The sequence below is a fragment of the Mycobacterium sp. genome (genome assembly GCF_035570115.1).
Classification (GTDB): Bacteria; Actinomycetota; Actinomycetes; order Mycobacteriales; family Mycobacteriaceae; genus Mycobacterium.
In genome coordinates this window covers 1-20,129 of sequence record NZ_DATMLH010000267.1, presented here as the reverse complement: position 1 = coordinate 20,129, position 20,129 = coordinate 1, and the positions used below count along the sequence as shown (strand labels likewise).

Here is a 20,129-nt window from a genome sequence, read left to right as displayed (position 1 = left end):
CAACGTTCGGGCGCGTCCTCAAGCGCCCTACCCATAGATACGAACCCGGCACCCGCGTTGGTTCACCGCAAAACGGATTAACCAGGATATTTTCCGCAGCCTATAGCGTGCTAATTGGATACGCGACGAACATCCGGGAGTCCGGACGTGCCGTCCACCCAGGCCGGACGAGGCGTCAAGCAGCCATCTCGATGCGGACAATCGATGACGCCTCGCCCGGTCCACCGCAGGCCGGTGAGGGCCGCATCCCGGCCAGCCAAAACCTACCCGACGGTAATATTGCCAAGGTTTTCCGAATCGTGACTCAAAGATTCCTTAATGGTTGCTCATAGGCTCATCTACATGTGGATCGATGATTCGAGTGTCGACGTGATCAAAGCTGATTTCGAGGCTCTCTACCACGGCGACGTGCTGGTAGAGGGTGAGTGCTCGGAGCAGCTCGACGATTGGCACCCGCTGCCCACCGCGAGCTGATTTACGCGGCGCGCCCCGACGATCTGGGCGCGCCGGTACGAGGTGAGACTGAGCCTCAATCGCTCCTTTGGCATTTCCTCATTTTTTGGGTCCCCGCTTCGGCGGGGACCCTTTCTATTCGCCCGACTCTCCCCCGCAAGCGGGCGGTACCCCCACCTCAGCCGCTTCACGGCTGCATCGTCGTCAGGCGGGTTACCGCTGTCCTACCTCGGCGCCATCCGGATCGCGCCATCCAACCGGATGACCTCCCCGTTGAGCATCGGGTTTTCGACGATGTGGACAGCCAGCGCGCCGTACTCGTCGGGTTTACCCAACCGGCTGGGGTGCGGCACCTGCTTGCCCAGCGACTCCCTGGCCGACTCGGGCAGACCGGCCAGCAACGGGGTGTCGAACAGGCCGGGGGCGATCGTCACCACGCGGATGCCCTTGCCGGCCAGGTCGCGCGCGATCGGCAGAGTCATGCCGACCACGCCGCCCTTGGACGCCGAGTAGGCGGCCTGGCCGATCTGGCCGTCGAAGGCCGCCACCGACGCGGTGTTGATGATGACGCCGCGCTCTTCGCCGACCGGGTCGGTGTTGGCGATGCGCTCGGCGCCCAGCCGCAACACGTTGAAGGTGCCGATCAGGTTGATGTCGACCACCTTGCGGAACGCCTCCAGCGGGAACACACCGTCCTTACCCAGCACTCGGATGGCGTTACCGGTACCGGCGCAGTTGACCACGATGCGCAGCGGACCCAGTGCCTCGGCGATATCCAGGGCCGCGGTCACCGCATTCTCGTCGGTGACGTCGGCGGGCGCGAAGCGGGCACGATCGCCGAGCTCGCGGACCACCTCCTCACCTTTGAGGTCGAGCACGACCACCTGCGCGCCGGCGTCCAGCAGGCGCTTGGTGGTGGCCAGGCCCAGGCCTGAGGCTCCACCGGTGACGAGTGCTACGGCATCTGTGATCTCCACGCAAATGTTCCTTTCGGTCCGATCCGGGCCGCTCCCCCCAAAGGAGCCGACCTACTAGTTGGTCGGGACTATACCCAGTCGCGGAGGACGGCTTCGGTGTCGGCTCCGGGCTGCCCCGGCGGGCGCGGCTCACCGGGAGCGGTGCGCGAGAACCGGGGCGCCGGCAGCGGCTGCAGGCCGCCGCCGGTTCGGTAGAAGGTGTTCCGCTGGGTGATGTGCGGCTCGGTCTCCACCTCACCGAACGCCAGCACCGGCGTCACGCACGCGTCCGAATCAGCGAACACCTTCGCCCAGTGATCGCGGTCGCGGCCGGCGAACACCTCGGTGAACCGGGCTCGCAGCTCGGGCCAGCGGGTGCGGTCGTTCTGCTTCGGCAGATCGGCGGCGTCCAGGCCAAGCCCGGCCAGCATCGCCGCGTAGAACTGCGGTTCGATCGCACCCACCGCGACATAGCGACCGTCAGAGCATTCGTAAGTGTCGTAGTAGGGGGCGCCGCCGTCGAGCATGTTGGTGCCTCGGTCGTCGGTCCACATGCCCATGGCGCGCATCGCCCACATCATCTGCACCAGAACCGATGACCCGTCGATCATGGCCGCGTCGATCACCTGGCCCTTGCCGGAGTTCTGCCGTTCCCACAGCGCAGCCAGGATGCCGACCAGCAGGAACATCGACCCGCCGCCGAAGTCGCCGACCAGGTTCAGCGGCGGTACTGGCCGCTCATTGACCCGGCCGATCGAGTGCAGCACGCCGTTGAGTGAGATGTAGTTGATGTCGTGACCGGCTTGCTGGCTACGCGGGCCGATTTGTCCCCAGCCGGTCATCCGGGCGTAGACGAGCCGGTCGTTCACCTTGGCGCAGTCTTCGGGGCCCAGGCCCAGCCGCTCGGTGACGCCCGGACGGTAACCCTCGATCAGCACGTCGGCCTTGGCGACGAGCTTGAGCACCAGCTCGCGGCCCTGCTCGGACTTGAGGTCGGCGATGACGAAGCGCCGGTTGCGCAGCATGGGGTCGGCGCCGCTGGCTCCGGGCCGGTCGACGCGCACGACGTCGGCACCGAGGTCACCGAGGATCATCGCGGCGTGTGGGCCCGGCCCAATTCCGGCCAGCTCAATCACCCGCAACCCGGTCAAGGGTCCTGCCATTAGCGACCTCCTCGTCGACAGACCAAGTATCCGTTGGCATCTTCGCAGTCGGCCTAAACAGCGCTGCACCCCGGTCGCCTAAGGTGATCTTCATGACCGCCATCGATTCCGGAATCGACACTCTCACGCCCGTCGAAGGACTTGCCGTCACTCTTGCCGACGGGGTGCTTTCGGTGACGATCGATCGTCCCGAGAGCCTGAATTCGCTGACGCTGCCGGTCTTCGTCGGGATCGCGGACGCCATGGAGCAGGCGGCCAACGATCCGCGGGTGAAAGTCGTGCGACTGGGCGGCGCCGGCCGCGGCTTTTGCTCCGGAGCGGGGATGAGCGCCGACGACGTGGCGGGCGCGGGCCCCGGCGACGACCTGATTTTGGCGGCTAACCGCGTGGTCCGGGCGATCACTGCGCTGCCGCGTCCGGTCGTCGCGGTGATCCAGGGACCGGCGGCCGGCGTCGGTGTCTCGCTGGCCCTGGCCTGCGACCTGGTATTGGCCTCGGACAAGGCGTTTTTTATGCTCGCCTTCACCAAGATCGGCCTGATGCCCGACGGCGGCGCCTCGGCGCTGATCGCCGCCGCGATCGGTCGAATGCGTGCGATGCGGATGGCGTTGCTGGCCGAGCGGTTGCCTGCCGCCGACGCTCTGGCCGCCGGCCTGGTCAGCGCGGTGTACCCGGCCGACGACTTCGAGGCCGAGGTGGACAAGGTGGTGTCCGGATTGCTGTCCGGGCCCGCGGTGGCGTTCGGGAAGACCAAGGACGCCATCAACGCGGCGACGCTTTCCGAGTTGGAGGCTGCGCTGCAGCGTGAACTGGCGGGCCAGTCGGTCCTGTTGAAATCACCCGACTTCCGCGAGGGCGCAACGGCTTTCCAAGAGCGTCGGACAGCCAACTTCACCGACAGCTGATTGCCGCAAGTTCACAGGCCGAACAGCGGGGGCAACGCCAGCAGCACGACCAGGGTCCAGACGACGTGGGTCAGGATCGGCGCCAGCACCCCGCCGGTGGCGCGCCGTTCCAATGCACACACGGTCCCGAGGATGATGGCGGCGAACCCGAGCATCGGGTTGCCACTGGCCAACGTGGCGACCACGTACACGATGGTCGAGACGAGCGCCGGGTGGTAGCGGCCCAGCGCGGTGTAGAGCGCGCCGCGGTAGAACAGTTCTTCGGCGATGCCACCGATCAGCGCGACGGCCATCGTCAGTCGCCACGATCCCTGGTCCGTGTAGTGCAGCAGGCGGGTGATCAGCTCGGCGACGGCGGGGATCTCTCTGGCGATCAAGCCGCCGAGCACGAACACGCCGCCGAGCAGCAGGCCGATCACGGTGCCGCTGACCACCGGGCGCTGGTTGCGACCACGCCAGCGGGCACCGCCGAGATGCAACGGTCCGGAGCCGAACGCCCCGAGCCCCCACACCGCCGCCAGCGCCAGCGACAGCCAATAGAAGCTCGCCTCGCCGGGGTGCCGTCGCAGGGCCAGACCCAGCACCCCCGCGCCGAGCAGCAGCACGATCGCGACGACGATCCGTCGCCGTCGCTTCACCGCTGGCGGTTCGTTGTGCGGCACAGCGACATTGACAATTCCGGCACGGATCTCGGCCAGGGCACTGGTCTGTGGGTGACTGACTTCAGTCGCGCGCGTCATACAAAGGCACCTTCGGTGTCAGGGTGATCAGCAGGTCGAGGCCGGTTCGCAGTGCACCGGCAATGGGTCCGGGGACGGCATCAACCAACGCGAGGCCGGGCCGCGCGATCAATGGTGTCACGATTTCCGCGAGTCGACGCAGCCGCAGCGCATCGCCCCCGGCCCAGGCCGGATCGCTGTCGGCAAGGTGGTGTGGATCGGCCAGCGCGTTGACCGCACGCGGCCGGCGGCCCGACGAACTTGATAGGGCCCGGGCGATCGCTTCCTCGACAGAAACCAGCCCGCCGGGTGGGTCGGGAACCAGATCACGCAGGCCGCAGCCAGCGGCTTCCATCGGGTGATCCAGCGACTCCACCAGATCGGCGGCCAGCCCGTCGGGCACGGGCAGCGCCACCGCCATAACCCATGACGCCACCGCGGTGTCAACTCCGGGGGCCGGCAGACTCGTGTGCCACTTACCGGAAATCCGCGCATAGGTTTTCAGTAGCGCGTGATACGACGTCCGGTCCGGGCCGGCGATGTCATAAGCGCCCGCAGGTACCTGCCCGGGATCAGCCGCCGCAACCAGGTAATAGAGCACGTCGCGGACGGAAATCGGGTCGATCGGGTTGCGCATCCACCGGGGGATCGGGATGACCGGGAACCGGTCGCCGACATAGCGCAACATCTCGAACGACGTCGAGCCGGCGCCGAAAATCAATGCCGCGCCGAGCCACACCAGTTCCGGACCGCCATCGACCGTCAGCGCCTGGGCCACCTCCGCCCGGCTTGTGAGGTGCTCGGACAGCGAACCATCGTCGGGGTCGTCGGGGACGAACCCGCCCAGATAGACGATGCGACGCACATCGGCGTCGCGGGCCGCGGCCGCGACGTTGCCGGCGGCGTCCCGGTCGGCGTCGCGAAACCCTGGCTGACCGATCGCGTGGACCAAGTAGTAGACGACGTCGACCGGGCCTGCGACGGCGAACGCCGCGCGAACCGACTCGGCATCGGAGGCGTCCAGAGTGACCGGGGTGACGTCGTCGAACCAGCCCATACGAGCAAGTCGCGCAGGGTCGCGGGTGGCGGCCAGCACCTGATGGCCGGCCGCGAGTAGCGCTGTGACCAGCCGCGATCCCACGTAACCGGTCGCGCCCGTCACCAAACTCCGCACAAACCCAACCTAGCGATCCTGAGACAGGCGGGCAGTCAATTCCGTTGTTGCCCGGCGATACTGCAGGCAGAAACGGCGTGTCCGGGTCCGCCCAACACAGCCGACGGGCGCGCGATGCACAATCCGATTTATTGTGGTTTAGTTCCAATAAATCGGATACATAACGAAGCGGTCCAGCCGTGACTGAGCACATGGATACGATTGCAAAATGCGCCCCGTTCCCCCCCGGCGTGCAAAGGATAGAACGAAAATGAAACCGTCCGCGTCCGTCGCGTCGGTGACGGTCGAGTTCCCACCGCACCAGGTCGGCCAGCAGGAGGCGCTGTCCGGCCTTACCGGCTTCGGCGGGCCGCAGTTTGACCGGTTCGGCGCCAGGGCCGGCGTGCAGACCCGCCGCATCGCGTTGCCATTATCGCAATACGGCAAACTCAGCGGCTTCACCGAAGCGAACGACATATTCATCGAGACCGCTCTGGAACTCGGTGAGCGCGCGCTGCTCTCGGCATTCGACGCCGCCAAGATCAACCCGGCCGAGGTCGATATCGTCTTCTCGACGACGGTCACCGGGCTGGCGGTGCCGACATTGGAGGCCAGGCTGGCGACCCGGGTCGGCTTGCGGCCCGACGTCAAGCGGGTCCCGCTGTTCGGACTTGGCTGTGTCGCTGGCACCGCCGGGGTAGCCCGCATGCATGACTACCTGCTCGCGTTCCCCGACCACGTGGCAGTACTGCTTGCGGTGGAACTGTGCTCATTGACCCTGCAACGCGACGATTACTCCATCGCCAATCTGGTGGCGGCCAGCCTGTTTGGTGACGGTGCCGGCGCCGTCGTGGCAAAGGGATCTGCGCTGACGCCGAAAGGACCCCGGGTGCTGGCCACCCGCAGCCGCCTCTACCCCGACACCGAAGAGGTCATGGGCTGGAATATCGGCAGTAACGGATTCCAGGTCAAGTTGTCCACCGAAGTCGCCACCGTCGCCGAGAAGTACTTGGGCGAAGATGTCCGCAACTTCCTCGAGGACCACGGCCTTACCCCCGCGGACATCTCGACGTGGGTGTGCCATCCGGGCGGGCCGAAGGTGATCGAAGCCGTCGAGCACACGCTGGACCTTCCGGCAGATGCCCTTGATCACACTCGAAACTCGTTGCGCGACAACGGTAATCTGTCATCAGTATCGGTACTGGATGTACTTCGCGCGAACATGGCCGACCCACCCCCGCCGGGCTCGTTCGGGCTGATGATGGCCATGGGGCCGGCGTTCTGTTCGGAACTCGTGCTGCTCGGCTGGTAGCTGGTGTACTACCTGCTGATCCTAGCGATTGGCATCGAGCGGCTGGCGGAGCTGATCGTGTCCAAGCGCAACGCGCAATGGGCTTTTGCTCACGGCGGCAAGGAATTCGGCCGTAGCCATTATTCGGTGATGGTGACGGTTCACGCCGCACTGCTGCTCGGGTGCGTCGCCGAGGTTTGGGCGTTGCACCGACCGTTCATCCCCTGGCTCGGCTGGCCGATGCTCACGCTGGTCGCACTGAGCCAGCTGCTGCGTTGGTGGTGCGTTGCCACACTTGGCCATCGGTGGAACACGCTGGTGATCGTGGTGCCGCAAGCGCCGTTGATACGGCGGGGCCCCTACCGCTGGCTACATCACCCGAACTATGTGGCCGTCGTCGTCGAAGTTGTGGCGCTACCGCTGGTACACACGGCGTGGCTGACCGCGGCCAGCTTCACGGTGGCCAATGCGCTACTGCTCACGGTGCGGATCAGAGTGGAAGACGCGGCGCTGGGCTATAGATGACCCGCGCTGGCGACGATACCGAGCGAAGCGAAGTCGGGATCACGAGTTGATTAGTGCCGCAACGGGTTTTTCCGCCGCGCCCACGTATTCGCCCAAATATCCGCCACCGAGCCAGCTTCGCGGCTTGGTCAGTACGAGCGTGAAGCCGGCAAGGTTGTGCTTGTGATATGCGCGCCGCAGGGAAAACAGGTTCAGCTTGGTCGTGTATTCAAGCCCGGCGATGGCCGGCCCCCGGGACGCCCCAAGCCTGCGCAATGGCCGGTAACCGAGATCTTCGAGGAGTCTGGAAAGTTCGGCGGGTCTTGCGAACCGGCGAAAGTCGTGAATCGACTTGTACAGGCCGGACACGAACAACGGGCCGACGGTGACGAAGGCCAGCCAGGTGTACAGGTTGCGGTCCGGTGCCACATAAAACACCCGCCCGCCGGGTTTGAGCGCTCGATAGACATTCGCCAGTATCGCGCGGTGCTCGCCACAGTGGTCGAGTATTCCGTGCATGTAGATTACGTCGAATTGATCGCTGGGCAGCACGTTTTGATCGCGGATGTCCCCGACATGGAATTGAACGCTTGCGACGTCGGCGAAGGACCGCCGCGCTGCCCGGATGGCTCTGTAGTCGACGTCGAAGCCATCGATCTCCCAGTCCCGAAGCTCGGGCGCCACCTCAGACAAACCGCGGATCGACTCACCGCTGCCGCAGCCGACCACCGCCATCCGCGCAGGCTCGGTTCGCGCCGACTCGGGTAAGTAATCTCGCAGGAATGGCCAAGCGGCGTAGTCGATTTTGCTGACCAGCTGTTCGGTGAACCGCCAGTGCGCGCTGGCCTGGGCCTGGGCGAAGTAGCGCACACCGCGTTCGATCGTGCCGTTGTGGACTCTGGTGAGGAGCTTGTCCAGCCAGGAGTAGTGGTAATCCGGCTCGCCGCTGGCCTCGCTGCGCCGCTCGCGGTCCAAGAAGTCAAAGTAAGTCCGCTCTTCGACGTCGAGCGGCGCCGTCCACGAACGCGCTCGACCTAAGACGCGCTCACGGATCCATGAGTCGACAACCCGGCTATACAGGTCGGTCTCGAAGAGCATGAGCTGGTGTCCACCGCCAGGCATCACAAACAGGTCTTTCGGCCCGCCGATGCGCTCGAAGCAGGCCCGGACATGGTCGGGGTCGACGATCTCGTCCTTCTCGCCACAGGCGAGAAGGACGGGCTTGGTATTGGCCGCGGAAGGCTCACCCGGCTTGTAGTTGAAGACGGAGTGGTAGCTCTTAAAGCCGTAGGACCAGACGTTGAGCGGGTCAGTCAGCTTCTCAGGCAATAAATCTGGGTCCTCCTGGTAGGCAGCTTTGAAGTCGATGACCCGGCGTAGCGGTACCCGAATCCGGTCGCCTAGACGTCGAGCCAGACGATCCACGGCCTCCGAACGCACAATTCGAATCGCCCGGTTCATCTGCAGCTCGTCGTTCAGCAAGATGTTCATACACACGGCGCCGGCCACCCGCGGGCACCGGGCGAGCGCGTGGAACGCAATTTCGCCGCCCTGACTGGCACCGTGCAGCACCACCGGAAGGCCGGTGCGTTCGGCGGCGTGCTCCGACACAGCCCGAACGTCCTCGAGGAAGTCTTCGAAGGTGAAGACGCCTCGCGGGCCGGGGGTGCGCCCGTGGCCGGTCAAGTCGAAGGCCCAGACCGTCGCAGGAAAATGTCGCCGGAATTGCTCGGCGAAATCGTGGTAGGCCGCGCTGTAGCCCGCGGTGCCATGCACCAGAACCAGCGCGTATTGGGCGTTCGGATGCTCGTAGCGTTTCAGGAAGAGGGGCTTGCCTTTGCTGCCCGCGATGCTCGCGTCCACTGGGGACTCAAGCGCACTTTCCGGCTGGACGGTCGTCATGGCGCCGAATCCTCCGTTCCTTGGGCGATGAGATGGTTGATCAACAGTTGAGCGTGGGCGTCGAACTCGGCCCGGAATGCGGTTTGGTCGGTGGTGAAGGGGCGGCGCATCGCCATCCCGAGGAGGAATGTCTCGATGAGCCCGACGGATAAGTCGGTCTCTGCTCCGGGAGCCAGATCTTCGACGAAGCGCGCGACCTGCCGCTGTTGGGTTTGCTGGTAATTTAAATAGGCTTGTTTGAGGGACTCGTTGTGGTTTGCCGCCGCGGCGAATTCCACCGTGAAGGTCGCGGCGAGCAAATTGTTCACGAACAACGCGTACAGCAGTTCTTTTGCAGCATCGAGTCGTTCAGCGACAGATCCGCGCTGCGGTAACTGGTCGAATGCCGTTGAGAAAATGTCAGCGGCCATCTTGCCAATCGCCGACTCGACCAGCTGTTCTTTGGTGCCGAAGTGGTGGTGAAGCAGGGGTTGCGAGACACCGGCGCGCGCCGCGATCCGCTTCATCGAGGATTTCTCGTAGCCAAACTCGCAGAAGCACGCGAAAGCCGCCGCGAGGATACGCATTCGGGCGTTTGGCGCAGCGGATGGACTCGGCTCGGGCGTGGTCGACGAAGTCTCCGTTGTCTGTTGTCGGTAGGCCAGGCTAGAGTAACTGACTGATCGATCAGTTAGCACCATTATGGCAACATCTCAGAGCTAGCGTTGCCAGTTGACGCACTCGTCCCCGGAGGGGAGGGCCGAGCGCCTCGGCGTCGGAGTAAGAGAGGTCAATCCACGCTGTGCCGCGAGCTAGACGGGTCACCCTCACTTTCGACAACGGACCGACGCCCGGTGTGACCGACCAAGTGCTCGACATCCTCGCTGAGCGATCGCTCCGGGCGATCTTCTTCGTCGTCGCCAACCGCGTAGACGGAGACGCAGCTGCGCGCGCCCTGCTCACCCGAATGGTTCAGGATTGTCACCAGGTGGGCCATCACTCGCTGACTCACGGCCAACCACTCGGCGAACTGCGGGAGCAGGAAACCATCGCCGAAATCGCCACGGCGCACAGCGTTTTACGAGAATTTCTCGGCGAGAACTTCCTCTTCCGCCCATGGGGCACCGAGGGGCAGCTCGACCGGAGGTGCCTCAACCGCACTGCGGTCGATTACCTGGTTAGCGGGAAGCACACCTGCGTGTTATGGAACAGCGTGCCGCGCGATTGGGCGGATCCGACCGGTTGGGTAGACCGGGCGCTCGCCGATGTCCGGGCGCGAGAACACACCGTGGTCGTAATCCACGACGTGGCGTCCGGGGCCATGGATGAGCTACCACGCTTTCTCGACGAACTGGATCGCAGCGGGGCGGCAATGACCGTCGAGCTGCCCGACGAATGCGTGCCGATCATCGATGGCCGCATCGTCAGCTCTGTCGACCACCTGATGCCGGTCTGACTGCCAGTCAGCGCCCCTTCCAGACGGGCTGGCGCTTCTCCGCGAACGCCAACGGGCCTTCCTTGGCGTCCTCGGTGCTCAGCAACGTCCCGAACTCGCGTACGGTGCGCGCCCAGGCGGGTTCCTCGTCGGGGATGACGCCGTCGTCGGCACCGTAGGCGATCCGCTTGCTGGCCTGCACCGAAAGCGGGGCGTTCACGGTGACCCGCTCGGCCAGGGCCAGCGCGGCCTCCAGCACCGTGCCATCCGGGACAACCTGGTTGATCAGTCCCCAATTGGCCGCCTCGGCCGCGCTGATCGGCTCACCGGTCAGCACCATCTGCATTGCCACTTTGTGTGGCAGCTGATGCACGATGCGGAACACCCCGCCGGCCCCGGCGATCAGTCCGACCTTGACCTCCGGCAGACCGAACTTCGCGCGTTCCTCGGCCACCACAAGGTCACTGGCCAGGGCCAGTTCGGTGCCACCGCCCAACGCGGTCCCGTTGACCGCCGCGATTGTCGGCTTGTCGATGAAGTGGTGAACGTACCCGGCGAAGCCCCATTCGCCGTGGTCGGGGTGATAAAGATTCTCGCGGCGCGAAATCGCCTTGAGATCTGCTCCCGCGCAAAAGGATTTGTCGCCGGCGCCGGTGATGACGACTGCCCGCACGTCGGCGTCGTCCTGCGCATGCTGCAGCGCGTCGCCGACACCGATGCTGACGGCACCGTTCACACAGTTACGCGCTTCCGGCCGGTTGATCGTGATGACCAGAACGTTGCCCCGGCGCTCGGTGAGCACCGCAGATTCGGTCACAGCAGCTCCACGATGGTGGCGTTGGCCTGGCCACCGCCCTCGCACATCGTCTGCAAGCCGTAGCGAATTCCCTTGTCCCGCATGTGGTAGAGCAGCGTTGTCATGATCCGGGCACCGGACCCGCCGAGCGGATGGCCGAGTGCGATCGCGCCGCCGTTGGGGTTGAGCTTCTTCTCGTCAGCGCCGATGTCCTTCAACCAGGCCAATGGCACCGGCGCGAACGCCTCGTTGACTTCGAACACCCCAATATCTTCCAGCTTCAGTCCGGAACGCTTCAGCGCCTTCTGGGTCGCTGGGATCGGCGCGGTCAGCATGATCACCGGGTCAGCGCCGGCCAATGTGGCGGTGTGCACCTTGGCGATCGGGTTGAGTTTCAACGACTTCGCCTTCTCCGCCGACATGAACAGCAACGCTGCCGACCCGTCGGAGATCTGACTGGAGTTGCCGGCGTGAATCACGCCGTCCTCCTTGAAGGCGGGCTTCAGCTGCGCCATCTTCTCCATCGGCGTGCCCCGGCGGATGCCTTCGTCCTTGAGCACAACTGTGCCATCCTGATCTTTGATGGCCACGATCTGGTCGTCGAATGCACCGGAATCCTGTGCGGCAGCCGCTTTTTCGTGAGATCCGAGGGAGAACTCGTCGAGCGCGATCCGGTCGAACCCCCACCGCTCGGCGATCATCTCCGCGCCGATGCCCTGGTTGGGGATTGCCCCGTCATACCGGTCGAGGAAGGCCTGCGAGAACGGCCTACCGCCGTTGGCCAGAGAGGCCCCCATCGGAGTCCGCGACATCGACTCCACACCGCCGGCGACGACGACGTCGTAATGGCCGGCGATCACGCCCGCGGCGGCGAAGTGGATCGACTGCTGGCTGGACCCACACTGACGGTCGACGGTGACACCGGGAACGGTCTCCGGCCAGCCCGCGGTCAGCAACGCGGTCCGCCCGATGTCGAGCGCCTGCTCGCCGGCCTGCATGACGCATCCCCAAATCACGTCGTCGACGATCTCGGGGTCGATGCCGGCCTTCTCAACGAGTCCGTTGAGAACCTGCGCGGACAGGTCGGCGGGGTGCACACCGGACAGGCCGCCGTTGCGCTTGCCAACCGGTGAACGCACCGCCTCGACGATTACGGCTTCAGCCATCGGATTGTCCTTTCGATGAGACTTAAATGCTCTGTATTGATTCTTAGCAGTCCCGACCAGCCGGTTGGTAGTCGGCCCGGCTACGGCTGCCCCCGTGAGGTCCAGGGGGCCGGGTAACGTCGAGAAGCATGTCGCGCATTGTCGTCATCGGCGGCCATGGCAAGGTCGCTTTGCAGCTGGCTCGCATCTTGACCGAGCGGGGCGACGAGGTGACTTCGGTCTTCCGCAATCCCGCCCACGCCGACGACGTCGCCGCCACCGGTGCCCGTCCGGTCGTCGCGGATATCGAGACACTCGACACCGACGCCCTGGCCGAGCTACTCGCCGGGCACGACGCGGTGGTGTTCTCCGCCGGGGCCGGTGGCGGCAACCCGGCCCGCACTTACGCCGTCGACCGCGACGCCGCGATCCGGGTGATCGACGCTGCCCGCCAGGCCGGCAGCCGACGTTTCGTCATGGTGTCGTACTTCGGCGCGGGACCGGACCACGGCGTAGCGGAGGACAATTCGTACTTCCCCTACGCCGAGGCCAAGGCGGCCGCCGACGCCCACCTTCGAGACAGCGACCTGGATTGGACCGTGCTGGGGCCCGGCCGCCTTACCCTCGAACCGGCGACCGGTCGGATCGCCCTCGGCGCTGGGAAGGGTGCGGTGTCGCGGGAGGACGTCGCTCTGGTGGCAGCCGCCGCGCTGCACGAAGATTCTTCAACGATCCGCCGGACCATCGAATTCAACAACGGCGACCTGCCCATCGCCGAGGCGCTGGCCGCCGGGTAATCTGCACGACGTAGCTGGTTTGCCGGCATCGTCCCAGGTGGCTTACAAGGGTGATGTCGGCATCGAGCGAAGCATGTTTAGGTGTGCTTCGTAAGAGGGAACCCGGTGGAAGTCCGGGACTGTCCCGCAGCGGTATGCAGGAACGACCGCCGTCAATAAGCACTGGTCTCAGAAAGAACCGAGACCGGGAAGCGACGGCCAGTAGGAGCACCACTCGGTGCACGCCTGCGAGTCCGAAGACCTGCCGGCTGTGCCGGGCGCGCCGCGCCTGGCGGCTCATCGCCTCGTGGAATGGGCGTACGGCTGACCTGGTTGCAGGAGTGTGCTGGCGGCACACGGCAACCTGGTCTGCTTGACGTCCGCTGGCGGTGATCACCCCGTCGATTGAAGGACGACAACTCGTGACCGCTACACCATTTACCGCCACCGTCACCGGCTCCCCGCGCATCGGCCCGCGCCGGGAACTCAAGAGGGCGACCGAGGGCTACTGGGCGCACCGGACCAGCCGATCGGAGCTGGAATCTGTGGCCGCCACCCTGCGCCGGGACACCTGGGCTCAGCTGGCCGCGGCCGGCCTGGACTCGGTGCCGGTGAACACCTTCTCCTACTACGACCAGATGCTCGACACCGCCGTCCTGCTGGGCGCACTGCCGGCCCGAGTGCAAAGCGTCGCCGACGATTTGGAGCGCTATTTTGCGGCCGCCCGCGGTACCCAGGACATCGCGCCGCTGGAGATGACCAAGTGGTTCGACACCAACTACCACTACATCGTCCCGGAGATCGGGCCGAACACGAAGTTCTCGCTGCACCCCGAGAAGGTGCTCGCCGAGCTCAAAGAGGCTGCCGACCAAGGCATCCCCGCGCGTCCGGTGATCATCGGTCCGATCACCTTTTTGCTGTTGAGCAAGGCGGTTGACGGCGCGGGCGCCGCGATCGAGCGGATCGACGAGCTGATCCCGCTGTACACCGACCTGCTGGGCAAGCTCGCCGACAACGGCGCCGCGTGGGTACAGCTCGACGAGCCGGTGCTGGTCACCGATATCTCTGCCGACGCTCCGGCGCTGGCCGAACGGGTCTACAGCGCGCTGGGCTCGGTGGACCACCGCCCGGCGATCCACGTCGCCACCTACTTCGGCGACCCTGGTGCCGCCCTGCCAGCGCTGGCCCGCACACCCATCGAGGCGATCGGTGTCGACTTGGTCTACGGCGCCGACACCGCGGTGGGGTCGGTTTCCGGATTAGCCGGCAAGACGCTGGTGGCCGGGATCGTCGACGGCCGCAACATCTGGCGCACCGACCTGGAGTCAGCGCTGAGCAAATTGGCCGCGCTGCTGGGAAGCGCGGATGCCGTGGCAGTTTCTACGTCGTGCTCGACGCTGCACGTGCCGTACTCGCTGGAGCCCGAAACCGACCTGGATGACGCGCTGCGTAGCTGGCTGGCATTCGGCGCCGAGAAGGTGCACGAGGTGGCCACGTTGGCACGTGCGCTGCGCAGCGACCTTGGAGGCCGAGCCTCTGTGGCCGACGAAATCGCGGCGTCCAATGCGGCCGTCGCCTCCCGCAAGAGGGACCCGCGTCTGCACAACAACCAGGTCCGTGCTCGGATCGACTCGATCACCAAATCGGGCACTCACCGCGGGCCGGCCGCCGAACGCCGCGACGCCCAGAACGCGCGGCTACACCTGCCGCCGCTGCCGACGACCACGATCGGATCGTTTCCGCAGACCGTCGAGATCCGCAAGGCCCGCGCCGCGCTGGTCGCCGGTGACATCGACGAGGCCGAGTACACCCGACGGATGCAGGCCGAGGTCGCCGATGTGATCAAGCTGCAAGAGCAGCTGGGTCTGGACGTGCTGGTGCACGGCGAGCCGGAACGCAACGACATGGTGCAGTACTTCGCCGAGCAGCTGGAGGGTTTCTTCGCCACCAAGAACGGCTGGGTGCAGTCCTACGGCAGCCGCTGCGTACGGCCGCCGGTCCTCTACGGTGACGTCACCCGCCAGCACCCGATGACGGTGGAGTGGGCCAAATACGCGCAGTCGCTGACCGACAAGCCGGTCAAGGGCATGCTCACCGGGCCGGTCACGATCCTTGCGTGGTCGTTCGTCCGCGACGATCAGCCGCTTGCCGACACCGCCAACCAGGTGGCGCTGGCCATCCGCGACGAGACCGTGGACCTGCAGTCGGCCGGCATCGCCGTCATCCAGGTCGACGAGCCCGCGCTGCGGGAACTGTTGCCGCTACGCGACGCCGACAAGGCGGCCTACCTGGACTGGGCCGTCGGCTCGTTCCGGCTGGCCACCTCCGGGGTGTCGGACTCGACGCAGATCCACACTCACCTGTGCTACTCGGAGTTCGGCGAGGTGATCGGCGCGATCGCCGACCTGGACGCCGACGTCACCTCGATCGAAGCGGCCCGCTCGCACATGGAGGTGCTCGACGACCTGAACTCGATCGGGTTCTCCAACAGCGTCGGGCCGGGTGTCTACGACATCCATTCGCCGCGGGTGCCCAGCACCGACGAGATCGCCACCTCGCTGCGCGCCGCGCTGAAAGCGGTTCCGGCCGAGCGGCTTTGGGTCAACCCCGACTGCGGCCTGAAGACCCGCAACCCCGACGAGGTCACGGCGTCACTGACCAACCTGGTCGCGGCGACCAAGGAAGTCCGGGCCGGCGCCTAGCCCTTCGCTGCCGTGCCGGCGCGGTGGCTGCTAGCGGTGGGCTTCTCGCATCTGCTCAACCACTGACGTCGTAGCTTCGGACGAACTCCAGTCTGGTGCGAACCCACGGTGCACGACACCGTCGATTTCTACCGAGCTTGTCTACGGCGCGACGAGCGTGGTACTCGATCAGCGCCATACGCGTCACCCTAGAACTGGGCGGGCAGTTGGATTAGTCGGCCCCGGGCGCCCCGACCGACGGGACGCTCAGCAGCCGGACCGGCACGTCGTCCGCCCAGGGCTGGCGGGTCACCATGTCGGCCACCCGCACGTAGCCGCGTTCGAATTCGCCCGTGGCGGCGTCCACCAGCCGATACTGCTGGGTCTGTTTGTGGATCGGCTGGGCGTCGAGCATCACCACCCGCACTTCGCCTGGCTCGAAGTGGCAGCGCTTCTGCAGGGCCGCGACCAACTGCTCATTGCTGAAGTGCCCGTCACCGAAATTCCATCCGATGGCGGTGCTGCAAAGTCGCTCACCATCGGTGAGGACGTAGTCGTCCTCGTTGTGGCCGGCCATCGCGCGGTGCGCCAGGGTGAACAGGGCTCGACCGTGAGTGTTGAAGGCGCGGAACGCATATCCCATATACATCGGGATCTGCGCGGCTGCCTTGCTGCCGTAGAACTTCTCCAGCTGGGCGGCGGGCATGCTGGCGATCGCAACGACGCCCTTGGCGATCTTCTCGTCGGCCGACGGCTTGATGCACCACAGCGTGGTGTCCCAGTTGCCCGCGTAATAGCGCATGCCCGGCAAGAATGACACCTTGCGCGGCGACAGATTTCCCGTCACGATCGTGCCCGCGACGACGGCGAACAGCAGGATCGGCAGCGGTGTCGTCAGGTCGCCCAGCCCGACCGACGCGTGGCCGACGAACAGCGCCAGCACGCTGAACATCATGAAGACGTTCCACTCCAGGGGCACCCCCATCGGAATCGACGACAGGATGCCAAAGTGGAAGCACAGCATGACGAATGCGGCAATCGCGGTGGGCCACCCGCCGTGACTGAAGAACAACACCAGCGGCACGAGTCCCTCGATCGCGGTGCTGAAATGCGCGAGCCAGCGTGACGGCCGGCCCGGACGCAGGTCGTCGGGGAAGTGTTCGAAGAATGCCCGTTTGATGAACCGCGGCCGGAAGATCGGATTGTTGCTCATCATCGTGGAGATGACGAACGGAAAGTGTTTGTTGAGCTTGGATGTTGCTGCGCCGAGCCAGATCACCAGGCACACCAATTTCGCGCCCAGGATCATGTCGACGCCGTAGCCGGCGAATAGGAAAGCCACCGTGAATGACGCGTACACCTCGCCGCGGGCGGCCAGGAAGATGACCTTGTCGCGCAGACCCAGCACGGCCAGGACGCCCAGTACCGCCCAGATCTGCCACGCCGGCAGCACTCCCACTGTCGTCCCCAGCGCAGGCAGCGGCCCGGTGCCGTCGGAGAAGATCGCGATGACGAGCAGCACCAGCAGTGCGCCGTATAGCAGCGCGTCGACGGCAGTGCGCGCATCTCCCTTGGTGAAAGGTATGCGAGCCGGCCACGGCGGCAGCCGGATGGTGCCGGGCCGCAACCAGTAGAGGATCGAGCCCATGGGCGGAAAGAAGCGGTTGTTCAGCGGTCCGAAGCCACAGCCCAGACCGACCACCTCGAACAGCATGGTGTAGAGCACGACCTTTTCGAACACGATCGGCTCGGCGTACCAATGCGCGACATTGGTGAAGCCATTAACGCCGTTTGTGGTCAGCGCCAACAGCCAGGCGGCCAGGATGTAGAGGCCGATCTTGACGACGTAGAACAGGTGCAGCACTACCGGGGTGCCGAAGCCGACCTCCGCCCAGTGCCGGGCCATCGGGATGATCTTCTCTGCGCGGGTGCCCTTGCTCCACTCCTCGAAGTTGATCTGCGGAGTGTCCTGTTTGAGAAATCCCATGGCGGCAAGATTAGAACGTGTTCTAGCCCAATTGTCCGGGTTCAGCGGAACAACATCCGGCCTTGACTACTACGTGTCGTAGTAGTACAACGGTAGTTGAGCAGGCAAATTCTCCTCACCCGCCTGCATCGAGGACGGTGATCCGCGATGATCGATCAGATTTCGCCAAGACGCGAAAACGGCGCCGAGATTCTCCGTTGGGCCGCAATAGCATTCGTCATCGGATTCGGCATCCACGGCTTGGACCATCTGCGCCGCGGCATGTCGGCGTCGCCGCCATTCATCATGGTCGGCGGTGCGATACAGGGGCTATTCGTCGCCGTCGCAGTCGCGATGGCACTCGCCCGACGGCCCCAACGCCAGTGGGCGCCGGAAGCCGCGATCGCGGTCGGGTTCGGCAGCGCCGGGGTATTCACCTACGCACACCTGCTGCCGACTTTCCTGCCGGGCTACCAGGACAGCTTCATCTCGTCGCCGCACATCAACGTGACGTGGTTCTCCTGGTTCTCCGCCTTGGCCGAGATCGGCACCGGCATTGTGTTCGCGATCGCCGGCATCCGGGCACGCCGGTCAGTCCACGAGGCTTCGGTAATGTGCCCGCGACCGCGGCAAGGCGTCGCACCATGACTACCGAACCGGTAGGAACACTGTTCTTCGACGGAGCCTGCGGAATGTGCACTCGGTCAAGGAATCTGCTGTTGAAGATGGATCGAACCGGAAAGCTGCGTACCGAGACTCTACAAAGTCCCGGCGCCGCACAACGACTCGGTATCGCACCGACAAGCCTGCTGGAATCGGTCCGCTGGCTGGATTCCTCCGGCACCGTCTATTCCGGCGCGGAGGCCGCCAACGCAGCACTATCGGCGGCCATGGGGACCCGAATCCCGTTGGTGATTTATCGGATTCCCGGTATTCGCTTCATCGAGGATGCCGTGTACCGATGGGTGGTCGCGCATCGGTATCGCTTCCCGGGGACCACCCCGTACTGCGAGTCACATCCCAGCGCGTGCTGAGCTAGAAGGCGGGCACCGGTCCGTTGTCCTTGGATTTCATGAAGCGCGCTTCCGTTGCCAGTGCGGACTTTTGACCGCGTCAAGGGCTTCGGTGACATAGCGATCCAGCGGTCGGCGATTGCTGGATTGCCGCACCCACCGCTGAAAGCCGTAATCTCCCGCGGCAAAGGCGAGTTGGACCAGCAGACCCGGGCGCATATCAGTATCCGGGTTGGCGCCCATGCGGGCGGCGACCAGCTTTGCCGCCCGCTCCTTGTCGGCGGCTGTCACCATCGTCAGCTTGCCGAGCACATCGGGGGCGACCAGCAGGGCTTCACGCCACTCTTCGATGTCGGCCGCGTCGAATGAGCGAGTTCGCGTGATGATGGCGTTGATCAGCGCGACGTCGGGCGACTCCGCAGTGGGCCGCTGTTCGAGCAGATTGACAATTGCGGTGCCGCCGTGTCGAACCGGTGCCAACAGCACCTCCTCCTTCGTTGGCACGTGCCGGAAGAAGGTGCGCGGGGAAACGCCCGCGGCCGCGGCGATCTCCTCCGTTGTCACGGCGTCGTATCCGTGTTCGATGAACAGCCGGAACGCCGCGCGGCGGATGTCGGCCCTGATCTGTGCGCGCTGCCGATCTCGCAGCGACTCTCGTCTGGTGGGAAAGGTCATCGGAAGCAACCAATTCCGCCGTCGACTTGGATGGTCTGCCCGGTGATGAACGTCGCGTCGGTGCTCAGCAGAAACGCCACCAGCGCGCCCACGTCGGTGCGAACATCGCCGATACGCTTCATCGGGACGCGTCCCACCGCCCTCGCGTAGTCGGCAGGCGCGAACTGCTTCCACAGTTTGACGCCGTCGGACTCGGCGAACGGGCAGATGACGTTGACCCGGATGTTGTCACGCCCCCACTCCAGGGCGGCGACCTTCGACAGGCCGCGGATGCCTTCCTTGGCGGCCGCGTATCCGCCCCACTTCGGTTCCCCGCCGGTGCCGGTCCCTGAGCCGAGGTTGACGATCGACCCGCCGCCCTGATTGACCATCAACGGGTGCACGGCCTGCATGAGAAGAAAGGTCGCGCGTGGACCGACGTCGTAACCCAGCGCCAGGTCTTCGGTGGTGATGTCGACGAATGCCTTGGGTTCGTTGGTGGCGATGGCGTTGTTGACCAACCCGTGCACCGCACCGAAGGCGTCGACCGCTGCCGCGACGATCCGCTGAGCTGATTCGGGATCACGCAGATTGGCGACCAATGGCTCGACGCGGCCGGCCGCCCGGAGTTCATCGGT

20 protein-coding genes and 1 riboswitch are annotated in these 20,129 nt (G+C 65.4%); of the genes, 9 read left to right on the top strand and 11 right to left on the bottom strand.

Annotated features, from left to right (window positions below):
* The first annotated feature begins 342 nt into the window (after positions 1–342).
* Complete coding sequence (locus tag VNW74_RS25440) at positions 343–474, top strand: hypothetical protein (protein ID WP_325682002.1); 132 nt, start codon at positions 343–345, stop codon at positions 472–474.
* A 203-nt stretch (positions 475–677) separates the two neighbouring features.
* On the opposite strand, the gene VNW74_RS25435 is transcribed toward VNW74_RS25440, so the two are convergent.
* The gene (locus VNW74_RS25435; protein WP_325682000.1) at positions 678–1,430 is read right to left on the bottom strand and encodes a 3-hydroxyacyl-CoA dehydrogenase; all 753 of its coding nucleotides are present in this window, start codon (positions 1,428–1,430) and stop codon (positions 678–680) included.
* A gap of 68 nt (positions 1,431–1,498) precedes the next feature.
* A complete protein-coding gene (locus tag VNW74_RS25430; protein WP_325681998.1) occupies positions 1,499–2,572 on the bottom strand; it encodes a CaiB/BaiF CoA-transferase family protein in 1,074 nt (357 codons plus the stop codon).
* A gap of 92 nt (positions 2,573–2,664) precedes the next feature.
* Here VNW74_RS25430 and VNW74_RS25425 point away from each other — a divergent pair, with 92 nt between their 5' ends.
* The gene (locus tag VNW74_RS25425; RefSeq protein ID WP_325681996.1) at positions 2,665–3,477 is read left to right on the top strand and encodes an enoyl-CoA hydratase; all 813 of its coding nucleotides are present in this window, start codon (positions 2,665–2,667) and stop codon (positions 3,475–3,477) included.
* Positions 3,478–3,488: 11 nt separating this feature from the next.
* Here VNW74_RS25425 and VNW74_RS25420 read toward each other — a convergent pair whose 3' ends face one another.
* Together VNW74_RS25420 and VNW74_RS25415 are read right to left on the bottom strand one after the other, a co-directional pair.
* The gene (locus VNW74_RS25420) at positions 3,489–4,217 is read right to left on the bottom strand and encodes a CPBP family intramembrane glutamic endopeptidase (RefSeq protein ID WP_325681994.1); all 729 of its coding nucleotides are present in this window, start codon (positions 4,215–4,217) and stop codon (positions 3,489–3,491) included.
* On the bottom strand, positions 4,201–5,370 hold the full coding sequence (locus VNW74_RS25415; protein ID WP_325681992.1) for an NAD(P)H-binding protein: 1,170 nt from the start codon (positions 5,368–5,370) through the stop codon (positions 4,201–4,203). Before VNW74_RS25415 ends, VNW74_RS25420 begins: the two co-directional genes overlap by 17 nt.
* A 250-nt stretch (positions 5,371–5,620) precedes the next feature.
* Here VNW74_RS25415 and VNW74_RS25410 point away from each other — a divergent pair, with 250 nt between their 5' ends.
* A complete protein-coding gene (locus tag VNW74_RS25410) occupies positions 5,621–6,661 on the top strand; it encodes a type III polyketide synthase (RefSeq protein WP_325681990.1) in 1,041 nt (346 codons plus the stop codon).
* A 3-nt stretch (positions 6,662–6,664) separates the two neighbouring features.
* The gene (locus tag VNW74_RS25405; RefSeq protein ID WP_325681989.1) at positions 6,665–7,165 is read left to right on the top strand and encodes an isoprenylcysteine carboxyl methyltransferase family protein; all 501 of its coding nucleotides are present in this window, start codon (positions 6,665–6,667) and stop codon (positions 7,163–7,165) included.
* A 39-nt stretch (positions 7,166–7,204) separates the two neighbouring features.
* Here the strand turns inward: VNW74_RS25405 and VNW74_RS25400 are convergent, their stop codons facing one another.
* Both VNW74_RS25400 and VNW74_RS25395 read right to left on the bottom strand, forming a co-directional pair.
* Positions 7,205–9,046, bottom strand: coding sequence for an alpha/beta fold hydrolase (locus tag VNW74_RS25400; RefSeq protein WP_325681987.1), 1,842 nt, complete (start codon positions 9,044–9,046; stop codon positions 7,205–7,207).
* Positions 9,043–9,612: a helix-turn-helix domain-containing protein gene (locus VNW74_RS25395; RefSeq protein ID WP_325681985.1), complete on the bottom strand. Its 570-nt coding sequence runs from the start codon at positions 9,610–9,612 to the stop codon at positions 9,043–9,045. The genes VNW74_RS25400 and VNW74_RS25395 overlap by 4 nt, the downstream gene beginning before the upstream one ends.
* 215 nt (positions 9,613–9,827) lie before the next feature.
* Here VNW74_RS25395 and VNW74_RS25390 point away from each other — a divergent pair, with 215 nt between their 5' ends.
* Positions 9,828–10,481, top strand: coding sequence for a polysaccharide deacetylase family protein (locus tag VNW74_RS25390; protein ID WP_325681983.1), 654 nt, complete (start codon positions 9,828–9,830; stop codon positions 10,479–10,481).
* Between the two features lie 7 nt (positions 10,482–10,488).
* Here VNW74_RS25390 and VNW74_RS25385 read toward each other — a convergent pair whose 3' ends face one another.
* Positions 10,489–11,277 carry a crotonase/enoyl-CoA hydratase family protein gene (locus VNW74_RS25385; protein ID WP_325681981.1) on the bottom strand — a complete coding sequence of 263 codons (789 nt, stop codon included), beginning with the start codon at positions 11,275–11,277 and terminating at the stop codon, positions 10,489–10,491.
* Complete coding sequence (locus tag VNW74_RS25380) at positions 11,274–12,422, bottom strand: thiolase family protein (protein ID WP_325681980.1); 1,149 nt, start codon at positions 12,420–12,422, stop codon at positions 11,274–11,276. The genes VNW74_RS25385 and VNW74_RS25380 overlap by 4 nt, the downstream gene beginning before the upstream one ends.
* A 128-nt stretch (positions 12,423–12,550) precedes the next feature.
* Here VNW74_RS25380 and VNW74_RS25375 point away from each other — a divergent pair, with 128 nt between their 5' ends.
* A complete protein-coding gene (locus VNW74_RS25375) occupies positions 12,551–13,198 on the top strand; it encodes an SDR family oxidoreductase (RefSeq protein WP_325681978.1) in 648 nt (215 codons plus the stop codon).
* Positions 13,199–13,238: 40 nt separating this feature from the next.
* Positions 13,239–13,461, top strand: a riboswitch (cobalamin riboswitch).
* Positions 13,462–13,581: 120 nt separating this feature from the next.
* Positions 13,582–15,879 (top strand): 5-methyltetrahydropteroyltriglutamate--homocysteine S-methyltransferase, encoded by a 2,298-nt coding sequence (metE, locus tag VNW74_RS25370; protein WP_414686770.1) that lies wholly within the window; start codon positions 13,582–13,584, stop codon positions 15,877–15,879.
* A 211-nt stretch (positions 15,880–16,090) separates the two neighbouring features.
* Here metE and VNW74_RS25365 read toward each other — a convergent pair whose 3' ends face one another.
* On the bottom strand, positions 16,091–17,845 hold the full coding sequence (locus VNW74_RS25365; RefSeq protein WP_325681974.1) for a DUF3556 domain-containing protein: 1,755 nt from the start codon (positions 17,843–17,845) through the stop codon (positions 16,091–16,093).
* Positions 17,846–17,992: 147 nt separating this feature from the next.
* Between VNW74_RS25365 and VNW74_RS25360 the strand changes: the two genes are divergently transcribed.
* Together VNW74_RS25360 and VNW74_RS25355 are read left to right on the top strand one after the other, a co-directional pair.
* Positions 17,993–18,472, top strand: coding sequence for a hypothetical protein (locus tag VNW74_RS25360; RefSeq protein ID WP_325681973.1), 480 nt, complete (start codon positions 17,993–17,995; stop codon positions 18,470–18,472).
* Positions 18,469–18,858 (top strand): DUF393 domain-containing protein, encoded by a 390-nt coding sequence (locus VNW74_RS25355; protein WP_325681971.1) that lies wholly within the window; start codon positions 18,469–18,471, stop codon positions 18,856–18,858. Before VNW74_RS25360 ends, VNW74_RS25355 begins: the two co-directional genes overlap by 4 nt.
* Before the next feature lie 36 nt (positions 18,859–18,894).
* On the opposite strand, the gene VNW74_RS25350 is transcribed toward VNW74_RS25355, so the two are convergent.
* Together VNW74_RS25350 and VNW74_RS25345 are read right to left on the bottom strand one after the other, a co-directional pair.
* Complete coding sequence (locus VNW74_RS25350; protein ID WP_325681969.1) at positions 18,895–19,512, bottom strand: helix-turn-helix domain-containing protein; 618 nt, start codon at positions 19,510–19,512, stop codon at positions 18,895–18,897.
* Positions 19,509–20,129: SDR family oxidoreductase (locus tag VNW74_RS25345; protein ID WP_325681967.1), on the bottom strand; the 621-nt coding region annotated here is incomplete at its 5' end. The genes VNW74_RS25350 and VNW74_RS25345, both read right to left, overlap by 4 nt.

Bases quoted from the DNA above. Each gene is read 5' to 3' on its own strand.
- VNW74_RS25440 (WP_325682002.1), top strand. From the start codon at position 343: ATGTGGATCGATGATTCGAGTGTCGACGTGATCAAAGCTGATTTCGAG.
- VNW74_RS25430 (WP_325681998.1), bottom strand. From the start codon at position 2,572: ATGGCAGGACCCTTGACCGGGTTGCGGGTGATTGAGCTGGCCGGAATT.
- VNW74_RS25425 (WP_325681996.1), top strand. From the start codon at position 2,665: ATGACCGCCATCGATTCCGGAATCGACACTCTCACGCCCGTCGAAGGA.
- VNW74_RS25420 (WP_325681994.1), bottom strand. From the start codon at position 4,217: ATGACGCGCGCGACTGAAGTCAGTCACCCACAGACCAGTGCCCTGGCC.
- VNW74_RS25410 (WP_325681990.1), top strand. From the start codon at position 5,621: ATGAAACCGTCCGCGTCCGTCGCGTCGGTGACGGTCGAGTTCCCACCG.
- VNW74_RS25400 (WP_325681987.1), bottom strand. From the start codon at position 9,046: ATGACGACCGTCCAGCCGGAAAGTGCGCTTGAGTCCCCAGTGGACGCG.
- VNW74_RS25395 (WP_325681985.1), bottom strand. From the start codon at position 9,612: ATGCGTATCCTCGCGGCGGCTTTCGCGTGCTTCTGCGAGTTTGGCTAC.
- VNW74_RS25380 (WP_325681980.1), bottom strand. From the start codon at position 12,422: ATGGCTGAAGCCGTAATCGTCGAGGCGGTGCGTTCACCGGTTGGCAAG.
- VNW74_RS25375 (WP_325681978.1), top strand. From the start codon at position 12,551: ATGTCGCGCATTGTCGTCATCGGCGGCCATGGCAAGGTCGCTTTGCAG.
- VNW74_RS25365 (WP_325681974.1), bottom strand. From the start codon at position 17,845: ATGGGATTTCTCAAACAGGACACTCCGCAGATCAACTTCGAGGAGTGG.
- VNW74_RS25360 (WP_325681973.1), top strand. From the start codon at position 17,993: ATGATCGATCAGATTTCGCCAAGACGCGAAAACGGCGCCGAGATTCTC.
- VNW74_RS25355 (WP_325681971.1), top strand. From the start codon at position 18,469: ATGACTACCGAACCGGTAGGAACACTGTTCTTCGACGGAGCCTGCGGA.
- VNW74_RS25350 (WP_325681969.1), bottom strand. From the start codon at position 19,512: ATGACCTTTCCCACCAGACGAGAGTCGCTGCGAGATCGGCAGCGCGCA.